The 19,599-nt window shown below is 60.1% G+C and carries 14 protein-coding genes; 3 read left to right on the top strand and 11 right to left on the bottom strand.

The features are described from left to right. Positions 1–332: 332 nt before the first annotated feature. Complete coding sequence (locus QCBJ_RS01215) at positions 333–893, bottom strand: HutD family protein (protein ID WP_102059965.1); 561 nt, start codon at positions 891–893, stop codon at positions 333–335. Next, complete coding sequence (gene hutC / locus QCBJ_RS01210; RefSeq protein WP_173390376.1) at positions 890–1,669, bottom strand: histidine utilization repressor; 780 nt, start codon at positions 1,667–1,669, stop codon at positions 890–892. Before hutC ends, QCBJ_RS01215 begins: the two co-directional genes overlap by 4 nt. Positions 1,670–1,747: 78 nt before the next feature. Between hutC and QCBJ_RS01205 the strand changes: the two genes are divergently transcribed. Then, positions 1,748–3,112, top strand: a complete 1,365-nt coding sequence (locus QCBJ_RS01205) for a formimidoylglutamate deiminase (RefSeq protein ID WP_102059964.1) — start codon at positions 1,748–1,750, stop codon at positions 3,110–3,112. Positions 3,113–3,241: 129 nt separating this feature from the next. Here the strand turns inward: QCBJ_RS01205 and QCBJ_RS01200 are convergent, their stop codons facing one another. The 6 genes from QCBJ_RS01200 to QCBJ_RS01175 form a co-directional block, all read right to left on the bottom strand. Further along, positions 3,242–3,811, bottom strand: coding sequence for a lipocalin family protein (locus QCBJ_RS01200; RefSeq protein ID WP_012721769.1), 570 nt, complete (start codon positions 3,809–3,811; stop codon positions 3,242–3,244). Between the two features lie 30 nt (positions 3,812–3,841). Beyond that, positions 3,842–4,096 carry a hypothetical protein gene (locus QCBJ_RS01195; protein ID WP_012721768.1) on the bottom strand — a complete coding sequence of 85 codons (255 nt, stop codon included), beginning with the start codon at positions 4,094–4,096 and terminating at the stop codon, positions 3,842–3,844. Positions 4,097–4,272: 176 nt separating this feature from the next. Next, positions 4,273–5,283, bottom strand: a complete 1,011-nt coding sequence (locus QCBJ_RS01190) for a class 1 fructose-bisphosphatase (RefSeq protein WP_003237460.1) — start codon at positions 5,281–5,283, stop codon at positions 4,273–4,275. 109 nt (positions 5,284–5,392) lie between these two features. Further along, the gene (locus QCBJ_RS01185; protein ID WP_080943348.1) at positions 5,393–6,748 is read right to left on the bottom strand and encodes a DUF3999 domain-containing protein; all 1,356 of its coding nucleotides are present in this window, start codon (positions 6,746–6,748) and stop codon (positions 5,393–5,395) included. Continuing rightward, positions 6,745–10,269 carry a DUF2339 domain-containing protein gene (locus QCBJ_RS01180; protein ID WP_102059963.1) on the bottom strand — a complete coding sequence of 1,175 codons (3,525 nt, stop codon included), beginning with the start codon at positions 10,267–10,269 and terminating at the stop codon, positions 6,745–6,747. Before QCBJ_RS01180 ends, QCBJ_RS01185 begins: the two co-directional genes overlap by 4 nt. A 159-nt stretch (positions 10,270–10,428) precedes the next feature. Beyond that, the gene (locus QCBJ_RS01175; RefSeq protein ID WP_046033996.1) at positions 10,429–12,879 is read right to left on the bottom strand and encodes a glycogen/starch/alpha-glucan phosphorylase; all 2,451 of its coding nucleotides are present in this window, start codon (positions 12,877–12,879) and stop codon (positions 10,429–10,431) included. 239 nt (positions 12,880–13,118) lie between these two features. Here QCBJ_RS01175 and QCBJ_RS01170 point away from each other — a divergent pair, with 239 nt between their 5' ends. Then, on the top strand, positions 13,119–13,553 hold the full coding sequence (locus QCBJ_RS01170; protein WP_017529542.1) for a YkgJ family cysteine cluster protein: 435 nt from the start codon (positions 13,119–13,121) through the stop codon (positions 13,551–13,553). Between the two features lie 226 nt (positions 13,554–13,779). On the opposite strand, the gene typA is transcribed toward QCBJ_RS01170, so the two are convergent. Both typA and thiI read right to left on the bottom strand, forming a co-directional pair. Next, positions 13,780–15,600, bottom strand: a complete 1,821-nt coding sequence (gene typA, locus QCBJ_RS01165; protein WP_003217997.1) for a translational GTPase TypA — start codon at positions 15,598–15,600, stop codon at positions 13,780–13,782. 139 nt (positions 15,601–15,739) lie between these two features. Continuing rightward, on the bottom strand, positions 15,740–17,194 hold the full coding sequence (thiI, locus tag QCBJ_RS01160) for a tRNA uracil 4-sulfurtransferase ThiI (RefSeq protein ID WP_102059962.1): 1,455 nt from the start codon (positions 17,192–17,194) through the stop codon (positions 15,740–15,742). Between the two features lie 334 nt (positions 17,195–17,528). Here thiI and glnA point away from each other — a divergent pair, with 334 nt between their 5' ends. Continuing rightward, positions 17,529–18,935 carry a type I glutamate--ammonia ligase gene (gene glnA / locus QCBJ_RS01150; protein WP_012721762.1) on the top strand — a complete coding sequence of 469 codons (1,407 nt, stop codon included), beginning with the start codon at positions 17,529–17,531 and terminating at the stop codon, positions 18,933–18,935. A gap of 77 nt (positions 18,936–19,012) precedes the next feature. On the opposite strand, the gene QCBJ_RS01145 is transcribed toward glnA, so the two are convergent. Continuing rightward, positions 19,013–19,249 carry a DUF6124 family protein gene (locus QCBJ_RS01145; protein WP_046034640.1) on the bottom strand — a complete coding sequence of 79 codons (237 nt, stop codon included), beginning with the start codon at positions 19,247–19,249 and terminating at the stop codon, positions 19,013–19,015. Positions 19,250–19,599 lie beyond the last annotated feature (350 nt).

The following is a 19,599-nucleotide window of genomic DNA, read 5'->3' as shown; positions in this document are numbered from 1 at the left end:
GTACATACAAGCATATGCAATCGAGCGGCCAACTTTCTGGGCGAGGTGTTTGGATTTTTTTGGAAAGTGCGTGCAAGCCTTGGAAATTAAGGCTTCAAGGCATGATGAAATTTCTTAAGAGGCAGGTTTACGGCGAGGGAGGTTTGTCACCAGAGCGAGGTTTTGCGCCACGCTGGGGCATTCGGTAACAAATTGGTGCGAGGACTGGAAACAGATTATGTAAACAGCGCAAAAACAAATGTGGGAGGGGGCTTGCCCCCGATAGCAGTGTTTCAGTCATAGATGTACCGACTGATCCACCGCCATCGGGGGCAAGCCCCCTCCCACATTTTTTAACCGCGCTGGGTCAGTTCGATCAGGCAGCAACGGCCCGTGACCGAGATATCCAGCAAGCCAGCGTTACCGTCCACTTGCAGGCAATCGTGATGGCCGAGTTTCTCGCCCAACACCTTCACTTCATCCGCCACGCTGAACACCAACACCGTCTGCGCCGTGCTGAAAAACCGCTGCACGCCATCCACCCACTGCAACCGCACGTGGTAACGCTCTGGCGAATAGATCAGGTTGAAATCGCGGATCGGCCCCGTGATCAATCGGCAGGACACCTGGCTGTCACCCTTGAACGCAAAGGGTTGCAGCGGTAACAACCCGCGCTGCTCTTCACCATCAACGGTCAACACCATGCCGGCACCTTGGATCACGGTGATCACGCGCTGGTAGCCGGCGAAGCTGGAAAACCCGCCCGACTCACCAATATCGGCAATCGACAGGCGCCAGCCAAAACCCTCCAGGCCGGTGCCTGCATCACGGGTGATTTCTCCGGTACTGCCACCGCCGTTTTTCCACGGCATGCGCACGTAATCGACGGCGCGCCAGACGCTTATTGCACTCATTTACTGAAACGTCCTTCCAAGCTATGACGGGAACCGGGGTGGATCAAACGCGCAGCAGTCACCGGCTGACGGCCAGACCAGGTGCGCCTGCGAATCAACAGGCATGGCTCGGTAGGCTCGATCTGCAGCAACTTGCATTCGGCGGCGTCGGCGAGGATGGCTTCAACCACGTGCTCACCTTCGGTCAGCGGCGCCACTTGGTTCAAATAGGCATAGGGCGTCTGCTGGGTGAAATCCTGCTGCAGGTATTCCGGCGCGACCAGGGCGTTGACGAAGCGGTCTTCGATTTGCACAGGGATATCGTTTTCGAAATGCACGATCAGCGAGTGGAACACCCGACCGCCTTCGCGCATTTCCAGGGCGACAGCGCGCTCGGAACCGGCGGCCTCTTCACCCAGGGTAATGACCTGGCACGTATGGCGATGACCGCGAGAGGCGATCTCATCGGCAATGTTGTGAACTTCAAACAGCGCGGATTGGCTCTTGGGCTCGGCGACGAAAGTGCCCACGCCTTGCATGCGCACCAGCAGACCTTCGGCGGTGAGCTCGCGCAGGGCGCGGTTGATGGTCATGCGGCTGAAACCCAGCTGGCTGACCAGTTCGCTCTCCGACGGCACGCGGTAATGGGGCGGCCAGTTGCCGTTGAGGATCTGCTGGCTGATCATCTGTTTGACACGGGCATACAAGGGCGCCGGACTTTCGTCCATGTGGGCAGCCAGTGGAGACTTGGCGGGCGGAGTCGGCACAGGGAATCCTTGCAGGGGGAAAAGATGCATAGATTGCCGGAGTTTACCGAGCAGGCAAACGTCTGTATATGTATATACAAATAAACACACGACCGGGGTGCCTTGATCATGTCCGCTTTCTTTGCCGAACGCGCGCTGCTGCCTAATGGATGGGCCAATGATGTACGTCTTGAAGTCAGCGCCGATGGGCTGCTGACACAGGTTGAGGCCAATGCCAGCGCAGAGGGTGCCGAACGGCTGAGAGGCCCGGTATTGGCGGGCATGCCGAACCTGCACTCCCATGCATTCCAACGTGCCATGGCCGGTTTGGCCGAAGTCGCCGGCAACCCGAATGACAGTTTCTGGACCTGGCGCGACCTGATGTACCGCATGGTGGGCAAGATCAACCCGGATCAATTGCAGGTGATCGCGCGCCAGCTGTACATCGAGATGCTCAAGGCCGGCTACACGTCCGTGGCCGAGTTTCACTATGTGCACCATGACGTCAGCGGCCAGCCGTATGCCGACCGCACGGAACTGTCGCGCCAGATCAGCCAGGCAGCGGCCAGCAGCGGGATCGGCCTGACGCTGGTGCCGGTGCTCTATACCCATTCCGGTTTTGGCGGCCAGGCGCCCAATGAGGGCCAGCGCCGGTTTATCAACAGCACTGAACACTACCTGGACCTGCAAGCACGCCTGCAGCCGGTCCTCGCGGCGCAACCGGCGCAGCAGTTGGGCCTGTGCTTCCACTCGTTGCGCGCGGTCACGCCACAGCAAATCAGTGACGTGCTAGCCGCCAGCGACAAGGCGTGCCCGGTGCATATCCACATCGCCGAACAACAGAAAGAAGTCGACGACTGCCTGGCCTGGAGCGGCAAGCGCCCGCTGCAATGGCTCTATGACAATGTCGACATCGATGAACGCTGGTGCCTGGTGCACGCCACGCATGCCGACGCAGACGAAGTGACACGGATGGCCAAGAGCCGTGCAGTTGCCGGCTTGTGCCTGACCACCGAGGCCAACCTGGGTGACGGGATTTTCCCGGCGGTGGACTACCTCGCCCAGGGCGGACGCATGGGCATCGGTTCCGACAGCCACGTATCACTGAGCGTGGTGGAAGAACTGCGTTGGCTGGAATATGGGCAGCGCTTGCGTGATCAACGGCGCAATCGCTTGTATCGCAGCGATCAACCGATGGTCGGCCGCACGCTGTTTGATGCCGCGCTGGACGGTGGTGCCCAGGCATTGGGACAACCGATTGGTCAGTTGGCAGTGGGTAAGCGTGCGGATTGGATTGTGCTGGACGGTAACGACCCTTACCTGGCGACAGCGGCAGAGGACGGGATTCTCAATCGCTGGCTGTTCGCAGGCGGTGATCGGCAAGTGCGTGATGTGCTGGTCAACGGCAAGTGGGTGGTGCGGGACGGACATCATGCCGGCGAGGAAGAAAGCAGCCGGGCGTTCACGCAGGTCTTGAGGGATTTGCTGGGCTAACCGGCAACCCATAACCCATGTGGGAGGGGGCTTGCTCCCGATGGCGGTGTATCAGTTTCAGACGTGCTGACTGACACATTGCAATCGGGAGCAAGCCCCCTCCCACATTGGATTGGCGCTGGTCCAGAGTTACTGCGAAGTCTTCGCCATCTGCTTGTCCGACGTGCGCCAGATCAGCCGTGTGGTGTCATACCCCTGCTGCCGCGCCCTGCTCAGCAGGTCTTCGCGGGTGTCCGCATTGACCGTCGGCGTGCGCGACAAGATCCACATGTAACGCCGGCTCGGGCTGCCGACAATCGCGGTCTTGTAGTCATCGCTGACGTACAGCACCCAGTAATCGCCCTTGGCAACGCCGGGCAACAGGGCGGTAAACCAGTTATTGAATTCCACCCAGAGCTTGTCGGTCTTGCCCGGCACTTGCGGCGTGGCCGTGCCCTTGGCTTCTTCCCACTTCCATTCGGTCGTCAGGCAGCGGTTGAACACCGACATATCGCCATCCGGCAGCAGCGTGTAGCGCGCCTCGGACTGTGCGCAGTTGCGTTGGAAGTACATCGGCAATCGCGCCAACTCATACCAGGTGCCCTGGTAACGCTTGAGGTTGACGTTGTTCGCGGTCTTGGGTTGCAGATCATCGCCAGAATGGCTGGCGCAGCCCGCCAAAAACAGGCTGGCGCAAAGGAACAAAACAAAACGGATCATTCTTCTTCTCCCGCAGGCTTTCGCCCCGGTTTACTTCAGGCCTTGCCCGGAAAACATCAGAACCTTGTCACCGGCATATTGAACGCTGATAAAGCTGTTTTTATCGCCCCAAGTGCAACTGGACATGCCCAGTGCGCCGGAACAATCAGTCGGCTTGCCCAGCAACGACTCGACCTCTGTCTTGGCCATGCCAGCCGACAATTTTTGATAATTTTCTTGGTTGACCTTGCTGCAAGCGGCCAACAGCACGCAAAAAGCCAGCAGGGAGAGACGGCGTAACGACATGGAAAAACTCCTGGAGGGACTGAGCAGCATGGGGGTCTGCCAGAAGCTTAGAAGGGAAAAGAGGTTTCTGGTTCCCGATGAGCAAAAACAAAAAAGCCCCGAAAACGCTGAAACGTTTCGGGGCTTCTTCAAGGGTGAACCGGCTCACAACAACGCCGATCACTTATCGCGAAGACTTACTTCTTGTGGTAGGCCGTCACGCGCTCAACTTCTTCCTTGGAACCCAAGAACACCGCCACACGCTGGTGCAGGCCTTCGGGCTGAATGTCGAGAATGCGCTGGTGGCCGTCGGTGGACGCGCCGCCCGCTTGCTCGACCAGGAAGGACATTGGGTTGGCTTCGTACATCAGGCGCAGTTTGCCTGGCTTGGACGGCTCGCGGCTGTCACGTGGGTACATGAACAAGCCACCCCGCGTCAGGATACGGTGCACGTCAGCCACCATCGCGGCGACCCAACGCATGTTGAAGTTCTTCTTCAACGGGCCTTCTTCGCCCGCCATCAACTCGCCCACGTAACGCGTGACCGGCTCTTCCCAGTGGCGCTGGTTGGACATGTTGATCGCAAATTCCTGGGTGGATGCAGGAATGGTGATGTCTTCGTGGGTCAGTACGAAGCTGCCCATTTCGCGGTCCAGGGTGAAGCCTTTGACGCCGTCGCCCAGGGTCAGCACCAGCATGGTCTGTGGGCCGTAGATGGCGTAACCGGCAGCGACCTGCTCGGTGCCTGGCTGCAGGAAGGCCTTTTCGTTCAGGGCTTCGTTCTGGCTCAGGTATTCGTTCGGGCAACGCAGTACCGAGAAGATGGTGCCAACCGGTGCGTTGATGTCGATGTTGGACGAGCCGTCCAGTGGGTCGAACACCAGCAGGTACGCGCCTTTCGGGTATTTGCCCGGGATCTGGTAGGCATTGTCCATTTCTTCGGACGCCATGCCGGCCAGGTGACCGCCCCATTCGTTGGCTTCGAGCAGGATCTCGTTGGAGATGACGTCGAGCTTCTTCTGCACTTCGCCTTGCACGTTTTCAGTGCCCATGCTGCCCAGGACACCACCCAGTGCGCCTTTGGACACGGCGTGGCTGATTTCCTTGCAGGCACGCGCCACCACTTCGATAAGGAAGCGCAGATCGGCAGGCGTGTTGTTGCTGCGGGTCTGCTCAATCAAATAGCGACTCAAGGTAACGCGGGACATGGAAGGCTCCGGAGAATGGGGGGGCTAAAAACCCGCGCAGTTTAGCGCGAGTCGGGGCGTATTTCCTCCTATCAGAGGATTTAAACCCAATAGAGTTCATGGACTTTATTTAACGTGCCACCGGCGGCTTGCGCAGCAAACTGTAGGCCATGGCGCCCAGTGCCGCCACGCCGAGCAGCAGCACGGCCCAGAGGCCGAGCTTTTTCCAGTCCGTCCCGGCCTCGACAGCAGCGGCGGTGGCAGGTGACGTGACCACCACTTCACCGACAACCTTGGCCTGCCCCACTGTCTTGAGACGCTCGGCGTTGTAGTCCGGGATCAGGGTGGAAAGCGGAAGGTTCGCCGCCTTGGCCGACGCGCTCCCCAGCGCCAGCGTAAACGGCGGCTCACCCCGAGCCAGGAACACCAACTGCGTGGCGCGCACCGCAAAACGCAGCGCCGGGGCTTCAACGCCCAGGCCACCGCCGCGTTCATCCACCTGCAATTTCAGCTCGGCAACCGGTTGGCCCGGCAGCTGCAGTTCATCCTGCACCACGTCTTTGCCATTCTGGGTCAGGCGATACAGCAAACCGTTGCTCAGCGGCTGCCACGCCTGTTTGCTGTCCCTGCGCCCCGCCAACGTCACGGGCGCCAACGTGTTGGGTTGCTTCAACTCGATGCGCAGCCGCTCGATACTCAGCCCCATGGGCAACTGCCAACTGTATTCACCGGCCTTGAGCCGCATGCCTGTCAACGGCTGCGACCAGACCCATGGCAGCGGCAAGCTGCTACTGGTCGCGCTCACCAGCTTGGCCGAGGTCAGCAACGGTGCCGCCTGGCCTTGCCAGACCAGCCGCAAGTAACGCGCCGGTTGCCCAGGCAGGCTCACGTCATGCTGCTCGACCCGTTCGTCGGCGAACGACAAGCGCGCCACCTGTCCATCGCCCCAGGCGTCCCAGTGCTGCAAGTCATCACTGGCTTCAATGCTGAAACGCTGGAAGCCCTCCTGCTCGCGGCTCCAGTCCAGGCTCAGTTGCTGCAGCGGCGCCTTGATTGCACTGGCGTCCAGCACCCAGCCACGCAACACTTGCTTGCCGGGTTTCGTCGCGGTGGACGGCTTGATTTCAACCAGGGTGCCTGCGGTGGTGGCCTTCATCACCACGTCGGGCAAGGCTTGCTGGGTGTCGGCGGCGTACAGCGGAAACCACTTAACGTCGGTGACGTTGCGGCTTTCGGTGCGCTGCGAGGACTGACGCGATAACGCATAGGCTTGCGGCTCGCCGGCAGCGTTAAATACCCGCACATCGCTGAGATCAGCCTGGCGCGCATTCAATTGCACGGCCAGCGGCAGTTCCAGGCGATACCAGGGCCCACTGCCGCTGATGCTCAGTGGCACCTGGGTGGTGAAGTCGGCAGGCGTTTCCTGCGCCCACACTGACAAGGCCGTACACAAGCCGACCACGACCACGCTCAACTTACCGATCAAGAGGATGCTCCTTCAGTTTCCAACGCAGGTTCGGCACGCTTGGGCGGCAGTGGTGCAAAGTAACCTACCACCAGCAACAACCCGCCCACACCGATAAACGACACGATCCGCGCCAGGCCGCCGCGGTTGCTCAGTTCGACAAAGAACAGCTTGGCCACCACCACCGCAATCAGCGCCGCGCCGATCAGCCACACGTCACGACGATGGCGCAGGTGGCCGCCGATCATCAGGCCGAGGGCGATCAAGGTCCAGACGATCGACAGGCCTGCCTGTACCAGCATGGACTCAAGCAACGCGTCCAAGTGAAACGGCACGCCGCCCCAATGATGGGCGGTGCGCATCACCAGCGCGGTAAAGAAAGCAAACAGCGAGACGCCCGCGACACCCTGGGCGATCAGCTCGGCGCGCGGCCCGCGCTGTGGCGCCACACTGCGGGACCACAGGTACACACCCAGCAGCGCGAACAACAGGCCCAGGTCCAGCGGGTTGATCAGCGGCACAAAGGGCAGCGGCTTGGCCGTGCCGTCGCTGAAGCTGTTCGCCAGCCAGAACCAGCCGAGCATCAGCACCGCCAATGGCAAGGCCGCCAACACTCGATACTCCTTTGGATACGCCGCCACCGGCCATGGCCAATTGCGCGGCGCAGCAGCCAGCACGAGATACAGGCTTGGCAGAATCGCCCACCCCAGCCAGCGCCAGGCGTTGTATTCGGCCGACAGCCTCAGCAGACCGTAGCGCAACTCCAGCGCCAACAGGCCGATCAGCATCCAGCAGCCCAGCACGTGGGCCACGCTCAGCGCCTTGGCGGGAGCGATCGCCGCCAAACGCCGCAGCGAGATGAAATGCACCGCAAACACCGCCGGCCATGCCAGCCAGCCGTACTGCGCCGCCGGGTGGTAATAGGTATGCGCGCACACCAGCAACACCACGCCCACCGCCGGCATCAGCAACGTGCACAATGTGCCCAGCGACGCCCAGTTCAAACGCGATGCCAGCAGCATCCAGATCGCCACGCTGATCGCCGCGCCGCCCAGCAGGAACGCGCCCTGCAATTCCTGTGGAATAAAGCGCAACACTTCGCTGACCAGCGCCAACGTCCACCACGCCGCGCCCCACACCAACAGCAGGTCGGACAGGCGTTGCAGTTTCAACACGGCAAACACCGGCGCATGCGGTTCACGCTGCAAGCGCCAGGCGCCGACCAGTGCGGCCAGGCCCAGCACCATCGGCGTCCAGAAACCGCTGTGGGCCAGCGGGCGCAAACCCTCGTGGGTCAATGGCCCGAGCAATTCGGGTACCGCCAGCAGGAAAGACCCGCCGCCGATCAGTTGCAGCAGCAAGCCGAACACAAAGCTGACGCGTTGTTGCAGGTAAAGGCTCAGCCAGATAATCAACAAACCGCTGGCCGCCCACACGCCGCTGGCGCTTTCCCATGGCAGCACGAACAACACGGCAAGATTGATCAGTACAAGACCCGCCAGCAGCACCACCGACAACCCGCGCAGCAGTCGGACATCGCCGCGCACCCTGTCATCGCGTGCCGCCAGCAGCATGCCGCCGATCAAGGCCAGGCCGATCAGTGAAGCGGTCAACAAACCACTCCAGCCCGCATTGAACACAGCGACCCCGTCACCACCTTGCAATCGCAGCAGGAACAACGCGCCGCCCAACAATTGCGCGGCAAACGCGGTGAACAGGAAGGTACGCGAGCCGATGCGCAGACCGATGACCAGCGTCACCAGCCCAGCGATGGCCCAACTGATGGCGGTGCCTTGGGTCTGCAACAGCAAGGGCGCGATCAGGTACAAAAAGCTCAAGCCAAGGCTCGCCAGCACGGGCAGACCTTTGCGCTCCCAATCCGCCGCCTGCTCGGGCGAAGCCTTACGCAGCTGATCAAAGCTGTACAACAGCGCCGCGCCCAACAGCAACGCCCCCAGCGGAGCGCCGTCGAGCAACGCCTGTTCACCGACGCGCAGTTCACTGAGGAACGCCAGCGCCGAGCCCACTTGCAGCAACACGCCAAAGGCCCGCGCCAATGGCCGCTGCTGGCGCAAGCCGAGCCAGAAGATGCCGGCACCTTCCACCGCCCAGGCCGCCGCCGTCCAACGTGCGTCGAGGCCCAGGGGGATCGCCAGGCTGGCAAAGATTACGCCCAAGGCCAGGCAAGTTTCCGCCAGCAGCAAGGCACGCCCGCCGCTCAGCAGTCGGGCCAGGCCCATGTAGAGGATGCCCAGGCCCAAGGCGCTGAACGCTGCGGCAAATTCCAGGTGCTGCACCAGGGCGAACTGCAGGCCGAAGCCCACGAGCGGCGGGCCGAACAGCATGCTGCCGTCGACATAATCACCTTTGGCCGCCGACCAGCGCAGCAGCGCGCCACGGCTGTCATCCTCAGGCGCGTCGCGCAGCTCGAGCAATTTGCGCCGGGCGAACAACAGGCCGATGGCCAGGTACATCAGGAAAAACAGGATCAGGAACGGCTCGGTACTCCACAGCAGTTCCGGTGTGTAGGAACGCATGCCCCAGGCGAAGCCAATACCAAAGGTGCCGACAAAACCGATGAGGTTGAGCAGCCGCCAAGCCTTGAACCAGGCGATGGCAAGAATGCCGGCGTTGAGCAGGGCGAAGTAACTGAACAATGCGACATGGTTACCGGCGCCGGTCGACGTGAGGATCGGTGCGGCAAAACCGCCGAGCGCCGCTGCGCACGCGAGCCCGAGTGCATCCTGGGTAATCGCCAGGATCGCCGAAAACACCGTTACCGCCACCAGCAGCCCAAGCGCCGCGCTCGGATCAATCAGCGGGTGCAAACGCATCGCGGCAAACACCGTGAGGTACAGCACGGCGATACCGGTGCCTTGCAGCATCAAGCCGTAATGGCTGTTACGCAGGCGCAGCCACCAGCCCAGGCCGAGCAGGCCCAATGCAGCGGCGGCGACGCCGGCGTAGCGCACCTCGATCGGCACTACCATGCCCTCGGTGGCATAGCGCAGCAGGAAGGCCAGGCCGAGGAACAACAGCACCACGCCGACCCGCAACACGGTATTGCCGCCAAACAGCCAGTTGCGCGCGCCACTGATGGCACGCTCGATCAGGTTGGGGCCACGGGGAATGGCGGGCTCTTGCAGGCGCGGGGTCGGGGCGGGCGTCCAGACATCGTCCGGCAGCGGTTGGCTCGGCTCGGCGACCACCGCGACGGGCGTCAGCTCGGCAGGCAGTTCCCACACCAGCTCGGGCGTCTTAGCGACAGGTGTTGGTTGCGCAATAGAGGGTTCAACAAACGCAGTGCTCGCAGGCGTGGGCGTGGGCACTTCCAGTTGGCGCAGGCGCTCACCCAGGGCTATCAGGGATTTCTGCGTGGTTTCCAACTGACGAGCCTGCTGGTCCGCCTGGGCCGACAGCTTCGCCAGGCGAATCGCCTGGCCAATGCCCAACCCCAGCAGCGCACCGATGCCCGCATCACTGAACGACTCATCGAGCGTCCAGCCGAGCACCAGGCCAATCAGCATGAAAATCCATTGCATGGTCGATATTCCCTAGGCAAACCGGCGCTCAGTATATCGACGCGGGCCCAATGTGGGAGGGGGCTTGCCCCCGATAGCGGTGCACCAGTCGACATATCTGCAAACTGACACTCTGCTATCGGGGGCAAGCCCCCTCCCACACCTTGGGATCAGCCGTGTTTAGTCGAGCGCTTTCCAGATCTCAGTAGCGTACTCGCGGATCGTCCGGTCCGAAGAGAACCAGCCCATACGCGCGGTATTGAGTACCGCCGAACGCCACCACGCCTTGGAGTCATGCCAATGCGCTTCGACCCGCGCCTGGGCATCCCAATAGGAATCGAAGTCGGCACACACCAGGAAGCGATCGTAGTCGATCAACCCGTCGATCAAGCCCACATAGCGGCCCGGGTCATCCGGCGAGAACACCCCGCCGCGGATCGCTTGCAGCACATCGTTGAGACGATGGGACGCGGCGATGTCCGGCCCGGCGTTGAATTCACCGGCATGCTTGCGGGCTTCCACCTGCTGCGCGCTGAGACCGAAGATAAACATGTGATCGGCGCCCACGCGCTCGTGCATCTCCACGTTGGCGCCGTCCATGGTGCCGATGGTCAGCGCGCCGTTGAGGCCGAACTTCATGTTACTGGTGCCCGAGGCTTCAAAGCCGGCCGTGGAAATCTGCTCCGACAAATCCGCCGCTGGGATGATGCTTTCCGCCAGGCTGACGTTGTAGTTAGGCAGGAACACCACCTTCAGCAACCCGCGCACCGTCGGGTCGTTATTGACGGTGCGGGCGATGTCGTTGGTCAGCTTGATGATCAACTTGGCTTGGTGATAACTCGCCGCTGCCTTGCCCGCGAAGATCTTCACGCGCGGCACCCAATCGGTGCCAGGTTCGGCACGAATGGCCTGGTACAGCGCCACGGTGTGCAACAGGTTCAGCAGTTGGCGTTTGTATTCATGGATACGCTTGACCTGCACATCGAACATCGCCGCCGGGTTGATCGCAATCCCCAGGCGCTCGTGAATGATGTCGGCCAGCGCGCGCTTGCTGTGCAAGCGTTGGTCGGCGAAGGCTTTGCGGAAAGTCTGCTTCTCGGCGAAGGTTTCCAATTCGCCCAGGCGGGTTTCCATGTTGTCGAGAATGTCCGGGCCCAATGCCTCCACCAGCATCTGGGTGAGCTTCGGGTTGGCCTGGTACAGCCAGCGGCGGAAGGTGATGCCGTTGGTTTTGTTGTTGATACGGTCCGGGTACAGCTTGTGCAACTCGGAAAACACCGTGCTGCGCATCAGCTGGGTGTGCAGGCCGGACACGCCATTGACGCTGTGGGAACCGAGGAATGCCAGGTTGCCCATGCGCACGCGACGGCCATTGTCTTCTTCGATCAGCGACACGGCGCGCAGCACATCAAAGTCGTGGATGCCTTTGGCGCGCAGCGAGTCGATATGCTGGGCGTTGATCAGGTAGATGATCTGCATGTGCCGGGGCAGCATGCGTTCCATCAGGCCGACCGGCCAGGTTTCCAGCGCTTCAGGCAGGAGGGTGTGGTTGGTGTACGACAAGGTTTCGACCGTCACATCCCAGGCGGCTTCCCATGGAATGTCGTGCAGGTCGACCAATTGGCGCATCAACTCAGCCACGGCGATCGACGGGTGGGTGTCGTTGAGTTGGATCGCGGCGTGCTCGCCCAGGCTCAGCACTGAGCCGTGCATGTTTTTGTGGCGGCGCAGCAGGTCCTGCAGGGACGCGGAGACGAAGAAATATTCCTGGCGCAGGCGCAGCTCCTGCCCCGCTTCGGTGCTGTCGGCCGGGTACAGCACTCGGGAGATGCTTTCAGCGCGGGCCACTTCGGCGACAGCGCCCAAGTGGTCACCGGCGTTGAAGCGCTCCAGGTGCAAGTCTTCCACCGCCCGAGCACGCCACAGGCGCAGGGTGTTGACGCTGGCGCCACGCCAGCCGACGACGGGCGTGTCGTAGGCAACGGCGCGTACGGTTTCGCTCGGCGACCACACTTGGATTTGCTTGCCGGCGGCATCCGGCAGCGTTTCGACGCTGCCGCCAAAGCCGATCGGGTAAATCACTTCGGCCCGTTCAAATTCCCACGGGTTGCCGAAATCCAGCCAACGTTCGGTCTGCTCCTGTTGCCAGCCATCGACAATCGCCTGGCGGAACAGGCCGTGTTCATAACGGATGCCATAACCGTGGCCGGCAATGCCCAAGGTCGACATGCTCTCCATAAAGCACGCCGCCAAGCGGCCCAGGCCACCGTTGCCGAGCGCCGCGTCGGGCTCCAGCAGGCGGATGCGCTCCAGGTCGACGCCCAGCTCGGACAGTGCTTCGCGCGCGATTTCGAGCACGCCAAGGTTGCTCAGGCTGTCGTAGAGCAAACGACCGATAAGGAATTCCAGCGAGAGGTAATACACCCGCTTCTGGCCTTTGCGGTAAATCCGCCGGGTATGGTCCATCCAGTGGTCGACCATCTGGTCGCGTGCGGCCAGGGCAATGGCTTCGAACCAGTCATGGTCGAAGGCGTGATCCGGGTCCTTGCCCACCGCGTAGGTGAGTTTGGTCAAGACGGCATCGCGAAATGCGGCTACCTCTGCTTCTCGTGCAAGTGGTTCCTGAGACATCAATTGCGACCTCGGGCGAGATAGAAGGAGTTGCTAGAGCCTAGACGGTCTGACAGACGGTAGACGCTCTGGTTCGGCAGTTTTTTAACTCATTCACCTTTACGCGAATTAGATGCAGGGGTCGTGCCCGTTCAGCCCGCCGGCAAACCTTTGAGCTGAAAACAGCAAAATATTGTTCAAAAAATCACCAATCCCGGTATGATCGCGCGCCCGGATACAGCCCCACCTTTGGAACCCTGATGAAGCCTCAATTGATCGCCGCCGCGGAACTCGACCGTCTTGAAACGTGGCAGAAATATTCCGCGCATATGTGCGGTGGTTGCGTGTCCAGCTGCTGCACGCTGCCGGTCGAAGTGAAGATCAAGGACCTGATCCGCATCGGCATCGTCGATGAATTCGAGCGCGGCGACCCGCCGAAGAACATCGCCAAGCGGTTGCAGAAGGAAGGCATCGTCGAGCGTTTCAATTCCAAATCCGAGATCTTTACCCTGCAGCGCATGAGCAACAACGACTGCCTGTACCTGGATCGTAAGACGCGCTTCTGCACTATTTATGACAAGCGCCCGGATACCTGCCGCAACCACCCGAAAATCGGGCCGCGCCCGGGGTACTGTGCGTATAAGCCGAAGGAAGTGGTGCGCGAGACCAAGTTCAAGACCCTCGACAAATTCTGATCCCCTGTAGTGAGCGGGCTTGCCCCGCGCTGGGGGGCGAAGCCGCCCCGACCCAGGCACAGCGTTTCTCCAGTTAGAACGAGGTATCAAGTTTTGGGGCGGCTTCGCCACCCAGCGCGGGGCAAGCCCGCTCACTACAAGAGCCCGCTCTGCACATAAACTGCAGGCACAAAAAAACGCCCCCGGCCTTTCGACCGGGGGCGTTTTTCATTCAGCCTGAGTTAACTCAGTTCTTGGCTTTCTTGGCAGCGCGGGTACGCTCGCCTTCGTCCAGGATTTTCTTACGCAGGCGGATCGACTTAGGCGTGACTTCGCACAGCTCGTCGTCCTGGATGAATTCCAGGGCCTGTTCCAGGGTGAAGCGAACAGGTGGAACCAGAGCGATGGTTTCGTCTTTACCCGAAGCACGCATGTTGTCGAGCTTCTTGCCTTTGGTTGGGTTGACGCCCATGTCGTTATCACGGCTGTTCAGACCAACGATCTGGCCGTTGTAGATCTCTTGACCGTGTTCAACGAACAGCTTGCCACGCGCCTGGAGGGTTTCCAGGGAGTAGGTCAGCGCCTTACCGGTTTCTACCGATACCAGAACACCGTTCTGACGGCCGGACATGTCGCCGGACTTCATGGTGTCGTAGCGATCGAAGATCGAGGTCAGGATGCCAGCACCGTTGGTCAGGGTCAGGAACTGGTTACGGAAACCGATCAGACCGCGAGCAGGGATGTTGTATTCCAGACGTACACGGCCTTTGCCATCCGGCACCATGTTGGTCAGGTCGCCCTTACGCAGGCCCATCTCTTCCATGACCTTGCCCTGGGATTCTTCAGGGGTGTCGATGGTGACGTTTTCGAACGGTTCCTGCTTCACGCCGTCAACTTGACGGATGATCACTTCTGGACGACCAACGCCCATTTCGAAGCCTTCGCGACGCATGGTTTCGATCAGTACCGAGAGGTGCAGCTCACCACGGCCGGACACCTTGAACTTGTCGGCCGAGTCGCCTTCTTCAACGCGCAGAGCAACGTTGTACAGCAGCTCTTTGTCCAGACGTTCCTTGATGTTACGGGACGTCACGAACTTGCCTTCTTTACCGCAGAAAGGCGAGTCGTTTACCTGGAAGGTCATGGAAACGGTTGGCTCGTCAACGGTCAGAGGCTTCATCGCCTCGACGTTGTCCGGCTGGCACAGGGTGTCGGAGATGAACAGCGAGTCCATACCGCTCACGCACACGATGTCGCCGGCGAACGCTTCTTCAACGTCGATACGGTGCAGACCGTGGTGACCCATCAGCTTCAGGATACGACCGTTGCGTTTCTTGCCGTCGGCGCCGATAGCAACAACCGGGGTGTTCGGCTTGACGCTACCACGCGCGATACGGCCAACGCCGATAACACCCAGGAAGCTGTTGTAGTCCAGTGCCGAGATTTGCATCTGGAACGGGCCTTCACGGTCAACTTTTGGAGCCGGTACGTTGTCGACGATCGACTGGTACAGCGGGGTCATGTCTTCAGCCATGTCGGTGTGTTCCAGACCGGCAATGCCGTTCAGGGCCGAGGCGTAGACGACTTTGAAGTCCAGCTGTTCTTCGGTAGCACCCAGGTTGTCGAACAGGTCGAAGATCTGGTCCAGAACCCAGTCCGGACGCGCGCCTGGACGGTCAACCTTGTTGATGCACACGATCGGACGCAGGCCGGCTTCGAAAGCCTTCTTGGTCACGAAACGGGTTTGCGGCATAGGGCCGTCTTGAGCGTCAACCAGCAGCAGAACGGAGTCAACCATCGACATTACGCGTTCTACTTCGCCGCCGAAGTCGGCGTGGCCCGGGGTATCCACGATGTTGATGTGGTAGCCGTTCCAGTTGATCGCGGTGTTTTTAGCCAGGATGGTAATACCGCGCTCTTTTTCCTGGTCGTTGGAGTCCATCACGCGCTCGTCGTTGAGCTCGTTGCGCTCCAGGGTGCCGGATTGACGCAGGAGTTTGTCTACCAGGGTGGTTTTACCATGGTCAACGTGAGCAATGATGGCGATGTTACGTAGATTTTCGATCACTTGTGTATCTCGATCAGAGGATTCGGTGTGCTGACAGGTCGTGGCAGCGATTAACAGTAGAGTCAGGCCTTGCCGTTACAGCTTGACGGCAGAGTCGGGGGGCCGGTGACGCAGGCCACAGGCAAACAGCCCCGGGCTCTTAGCTCGGTCGATAAACGCGCACATTGGCATACCCCTCACTGAGCAAATGGTGGGCATGCAGGCGACTCATCACGCCTTTGTCGCAATACAGCAGGTACTGACGGCTGTTATCCAGTTCCTTGAAACGCGCGTTCAATGCATAAAACGGCAGCGTTTGTACGTCGATGCCGGCGATTTCCAGCGGCTCATCTTCGGCGGCATCCGGGTGACGGATGTCGACGACGATCTGGCCGGCCAGGGCTTCGCTGACTTCTTCGATCTGCACATCCTGGCCCAGTTCGTCGATAACGCGATCGATCGGGACCAGCTTGGCGTTCTCGAGCGCACGCTCCAGAATCGCCATATCAAACTGTTGTTCTTCGTACTCCACGCGGTTGCGCTTGGCGTGGGTCTTGGGGTTCACCGAGATGACCCCGCAATATTCAGGCATATGCTTGGCAAAGTCAGCGGTGCCGATTTCTTCTGCCAGGTCGATGATGTCCTGCTTGTGGCTGGCGATCAGCGGGCGCAACACCAGCTTTTCGGTGACGCAGTCGATCAGCGACAGGTTCGGCAGCGTCTGGCTGGAGACCTGGGAGATCGCTTCACCAGTCACCAGCGCATCAATCTGCAACTGGTCGGCAATCCGGGACGCAGCGCGCAACATCATACGCTTCAAAACTACGCCCATATGACTGTTATCGACTTTGCCGAGAATTTCGCCCAGCACTTCCTCGAAGGGCACGGTTACAAATAGCACGCGTTGGGAGCTGCCGTACTTCTTCCAGATAAAGTGCGCGACTTCCATCACGCCCAATTCATGTGCACGCCCGCCCAGGTTAAAGAAGCAGAAGTGGCTCATCAGGCCGCGGCGCATGATCTGGTAGGCCGCCACCGTGGAATCGAAACCGCCGGACATCAGGACCAGGGTCTGTTCCAGGGCGCCCAGCGGGTAGCCGCCGATGCTGTCGTGCTGGCTGTGGATCACAAACAACCGTTGGTCGCGAATTTCCATGCGCACTTCAATTTGCGGCGCTTTCAGGGAAATTCCGGCGGCGCCGCACTCGCGACGCAGCTTGCTGCCGACGTATTTCTCGACGTCCATGGAGCTGAAGGTGTGCTTGCCGGCACGCTTGCAGCGCACCGAAAAAATCTTACCTTCAAGCGATTGACCATAGTGCTGCTTGCACTTCTCGGTGATGTCGTCGAAGTCGCCCAGCGGGTACTCATCCACCTGCAGGAAATGCGCGATGCCCGGCATGCAGCTCAGGCGCTCGGTCATGTCCTTCAAGGCTTTGGGCTCGGTGATACGGGTTTCCAGCTCGAGATTGTCCCACACGCCGTTCACCACCACAGCCGGGTCCAGATCGCGGAGCACGGCACGGATGTTCTTGGCCAACTGACGGATGAAACGCGTCCGTACCGGTCGGCTTTTGATGGTGATCTCGGGGAAGACTTTAACGATTAATTTCATGGAAACAGCGCGCGCCGGGCCTGCTGAAAAAGGGGGGCGCGGATTATAGCGGAAATCGCTCAAGGTTTAACCAGTTAATATGCACAGTAAGCGCTACGCACTAAATAGGTGCATTTTCGCGCTTTTGCGCCACATTGAGGTGCGCGTTTTTTGCGCTTTTGTCGCAATGCACCGTTATAGGGGCGTTTTTGGAGCAAAAAACCCATGTTGGCGCACTGGCATGCAATTTGCTCTCTTGTGAGGCAGGTTGCCATGGCGGACTATCCGCGCCGGCATCACCCACATTCTAAGGGCTAACTCCACTACCCCAGCCCGAAGCCACCCGGAGGACACTATGTCGAAGTCGGTTCAACTCATCAAAGATCATGACGTTAAATGGATTGATCTGCGCTTCACGGACACCAAAGGCACTCAGCACCACGTGACCATGCCGGCTCGCGATGCGCTGGATGATGCTTTCTTCGAAGAAGGCAAAATGTTCGACGGTTCCTCCATCGCCGGCTGGAAAGGCATCGAAGCCTCCGACATGATCCTGATGCCGGACGACAGCACTGCCGTACTTGACCCGTTCACCGAAGAGCCAACCCTGATCCTCGTCTGCGACGTGATCGAGCCTTCGACCATGCAAGGCTACGACCGCGACCCACGTGCGATCGCCAAGCGTGCCGAGGAATACCTGAAGTCCACCGGTATCGGTGACACCGTATTCGTGGGCCCAGAGCCAGAATTCTTCATCTTCGACCAGGTTAAGTTCAAGTCCGACATCTCCGGCTCCATGTTCAAGATCTACTCCGAACAAGGCTCCTGGATGTCCGACCAAGACGTGGAAGGCGGCAACCATGGCCACCGTCCAGGTATCAAAGGGGGCTACTTCCCAGTTCCGCCGTTCGACCACGACCACGAAATCCGTACCTCCATGTGCAACGCCATGGAAGACATGGGCCTGGTCATCGAAGTGCACCACCACGAAGTGGCCACTGCCGGTCAGAACGAAATCGGTGTGAAGTTCAACACCCTGGTTGCCAAGGCTGACGAAGTACAGACCCTGAAGTACTGCGTACACAACACCGCCGTTGCTTACGGCCGTACCGCTACCTTCATGCCTAAGCCTCTGTACGGCGATAACGGTTCGGGTATGCACGTTCACCTGTCCATCGCCAAAGATGGCAAGAACACCTTCGCTGGCGAAGGTTATGCCGGCCTGTCCGACACTGCCCTGTACTTCATCGGCGGTATCATCAAGCACGGTAAGGCCCTGAACGGCTTCACCAACCCGTCGACCAACTCCTACAAGCGTCTGGTCCCAGGTTTCGAAGCACCGGTAATGCTGGCCTACTCGGCACGTAACCGTTCCGCGTCGATCCGTATTCCTTACGTGTCCAGCCCTCGTGCTCGCCGTATCGAAGCCCGCTTCCCGGATCCAGCAGCCAACCCATACCTGGCCTTCGCTGCCCTGGTCATGGCCGGCCTGGACGGTATCCAGAACAAGATCCACCCTGGCGACGCCGCCGACAAAAACTTGTATGACCTGCCGCCTGAAGAGGCCAAAGAGATCCCACAAGTGTGTGGCAGCCTGAAAGAAGCCCTGGAAGAGCTGGACAAGGGCCGTGCGTTCCTGACCAAAGGCGGCGTGTTCAGCGACGACTTCATCGATGCCTACATCGAGCTGAAAAGCGCTGAAGAAATCAAGGTGCGTACCTTCGTACACCCACTGGAATATGAGCTGTACTACAGCTGCTGATCCGGTAGCGCCGCGTCTTAGAGCGGCGTGACAAAAAAGACCTCCCCCGGGAGGTCTTTTTTTTTGCCAGGGGATTATCAGATGGCCGCTTGGCGGTCGAGCATCCGGCTGACCATCAACGTGCCCAATGCACTCAACTGGTGGATGGCCAGCGCTGCATCGCGGTGCTTGCCATCCAGATCCTCAGAGAGATCCAGCAACAAGGTGCTGACCGATGAGAAGGTCTCGAAGCTGTTGATCATCAGGGCTTCGTCGTCGATATCGTCGGCGATTGTGAAGACTGATGGGGGTGGATTTGGGGTTGGCTTGAACATTTTCTACATTCCTCAAATGAGGCCGCCTTCGCTTCGCTACTAAACGAAAGGGTGGCGGCTGTGCGCAGGTTAGTAGACCGGTGAATGTAGAAGCCCGGCGCATCCGAAAATGCCCTGCGCACAGCCACCATCAAGCACAGATTCGGGAAATCTGATTGATGGAGAATGCACGACCTACAATTCGAATCCAGGCTACTAAACCTGATCGCTGATGAGCAGCGACCGAGCAACCTTAGAGACGACAAGCCAGCCGTACAAGCCGGCGGATTCTGGCGCACCTGTAGGCAACCACGCAAGTTAAGGTAGCCTCTGGCTGACGCCGCTCAAAACCTGCAAACCCAATCTAAATG

It is taken from the genome of Pseudomonas sp. QC2 (assembly GCF_002859085.1).
In the GTDB taxonomy this organism is placed as follows: domain Bacteria; phylum Pseudomonadota; class Gammaproteobacteria; order Pseudomonadales; family Pseudomonadaceae; genus Aquipseudomonas; species Aquipseudomonas petroselini.
The sequence above is the reverse complement of the archived record's forward strand: the minus strand, read 5'-3'. Positions and strand labels throughout refer to the sequence as shown.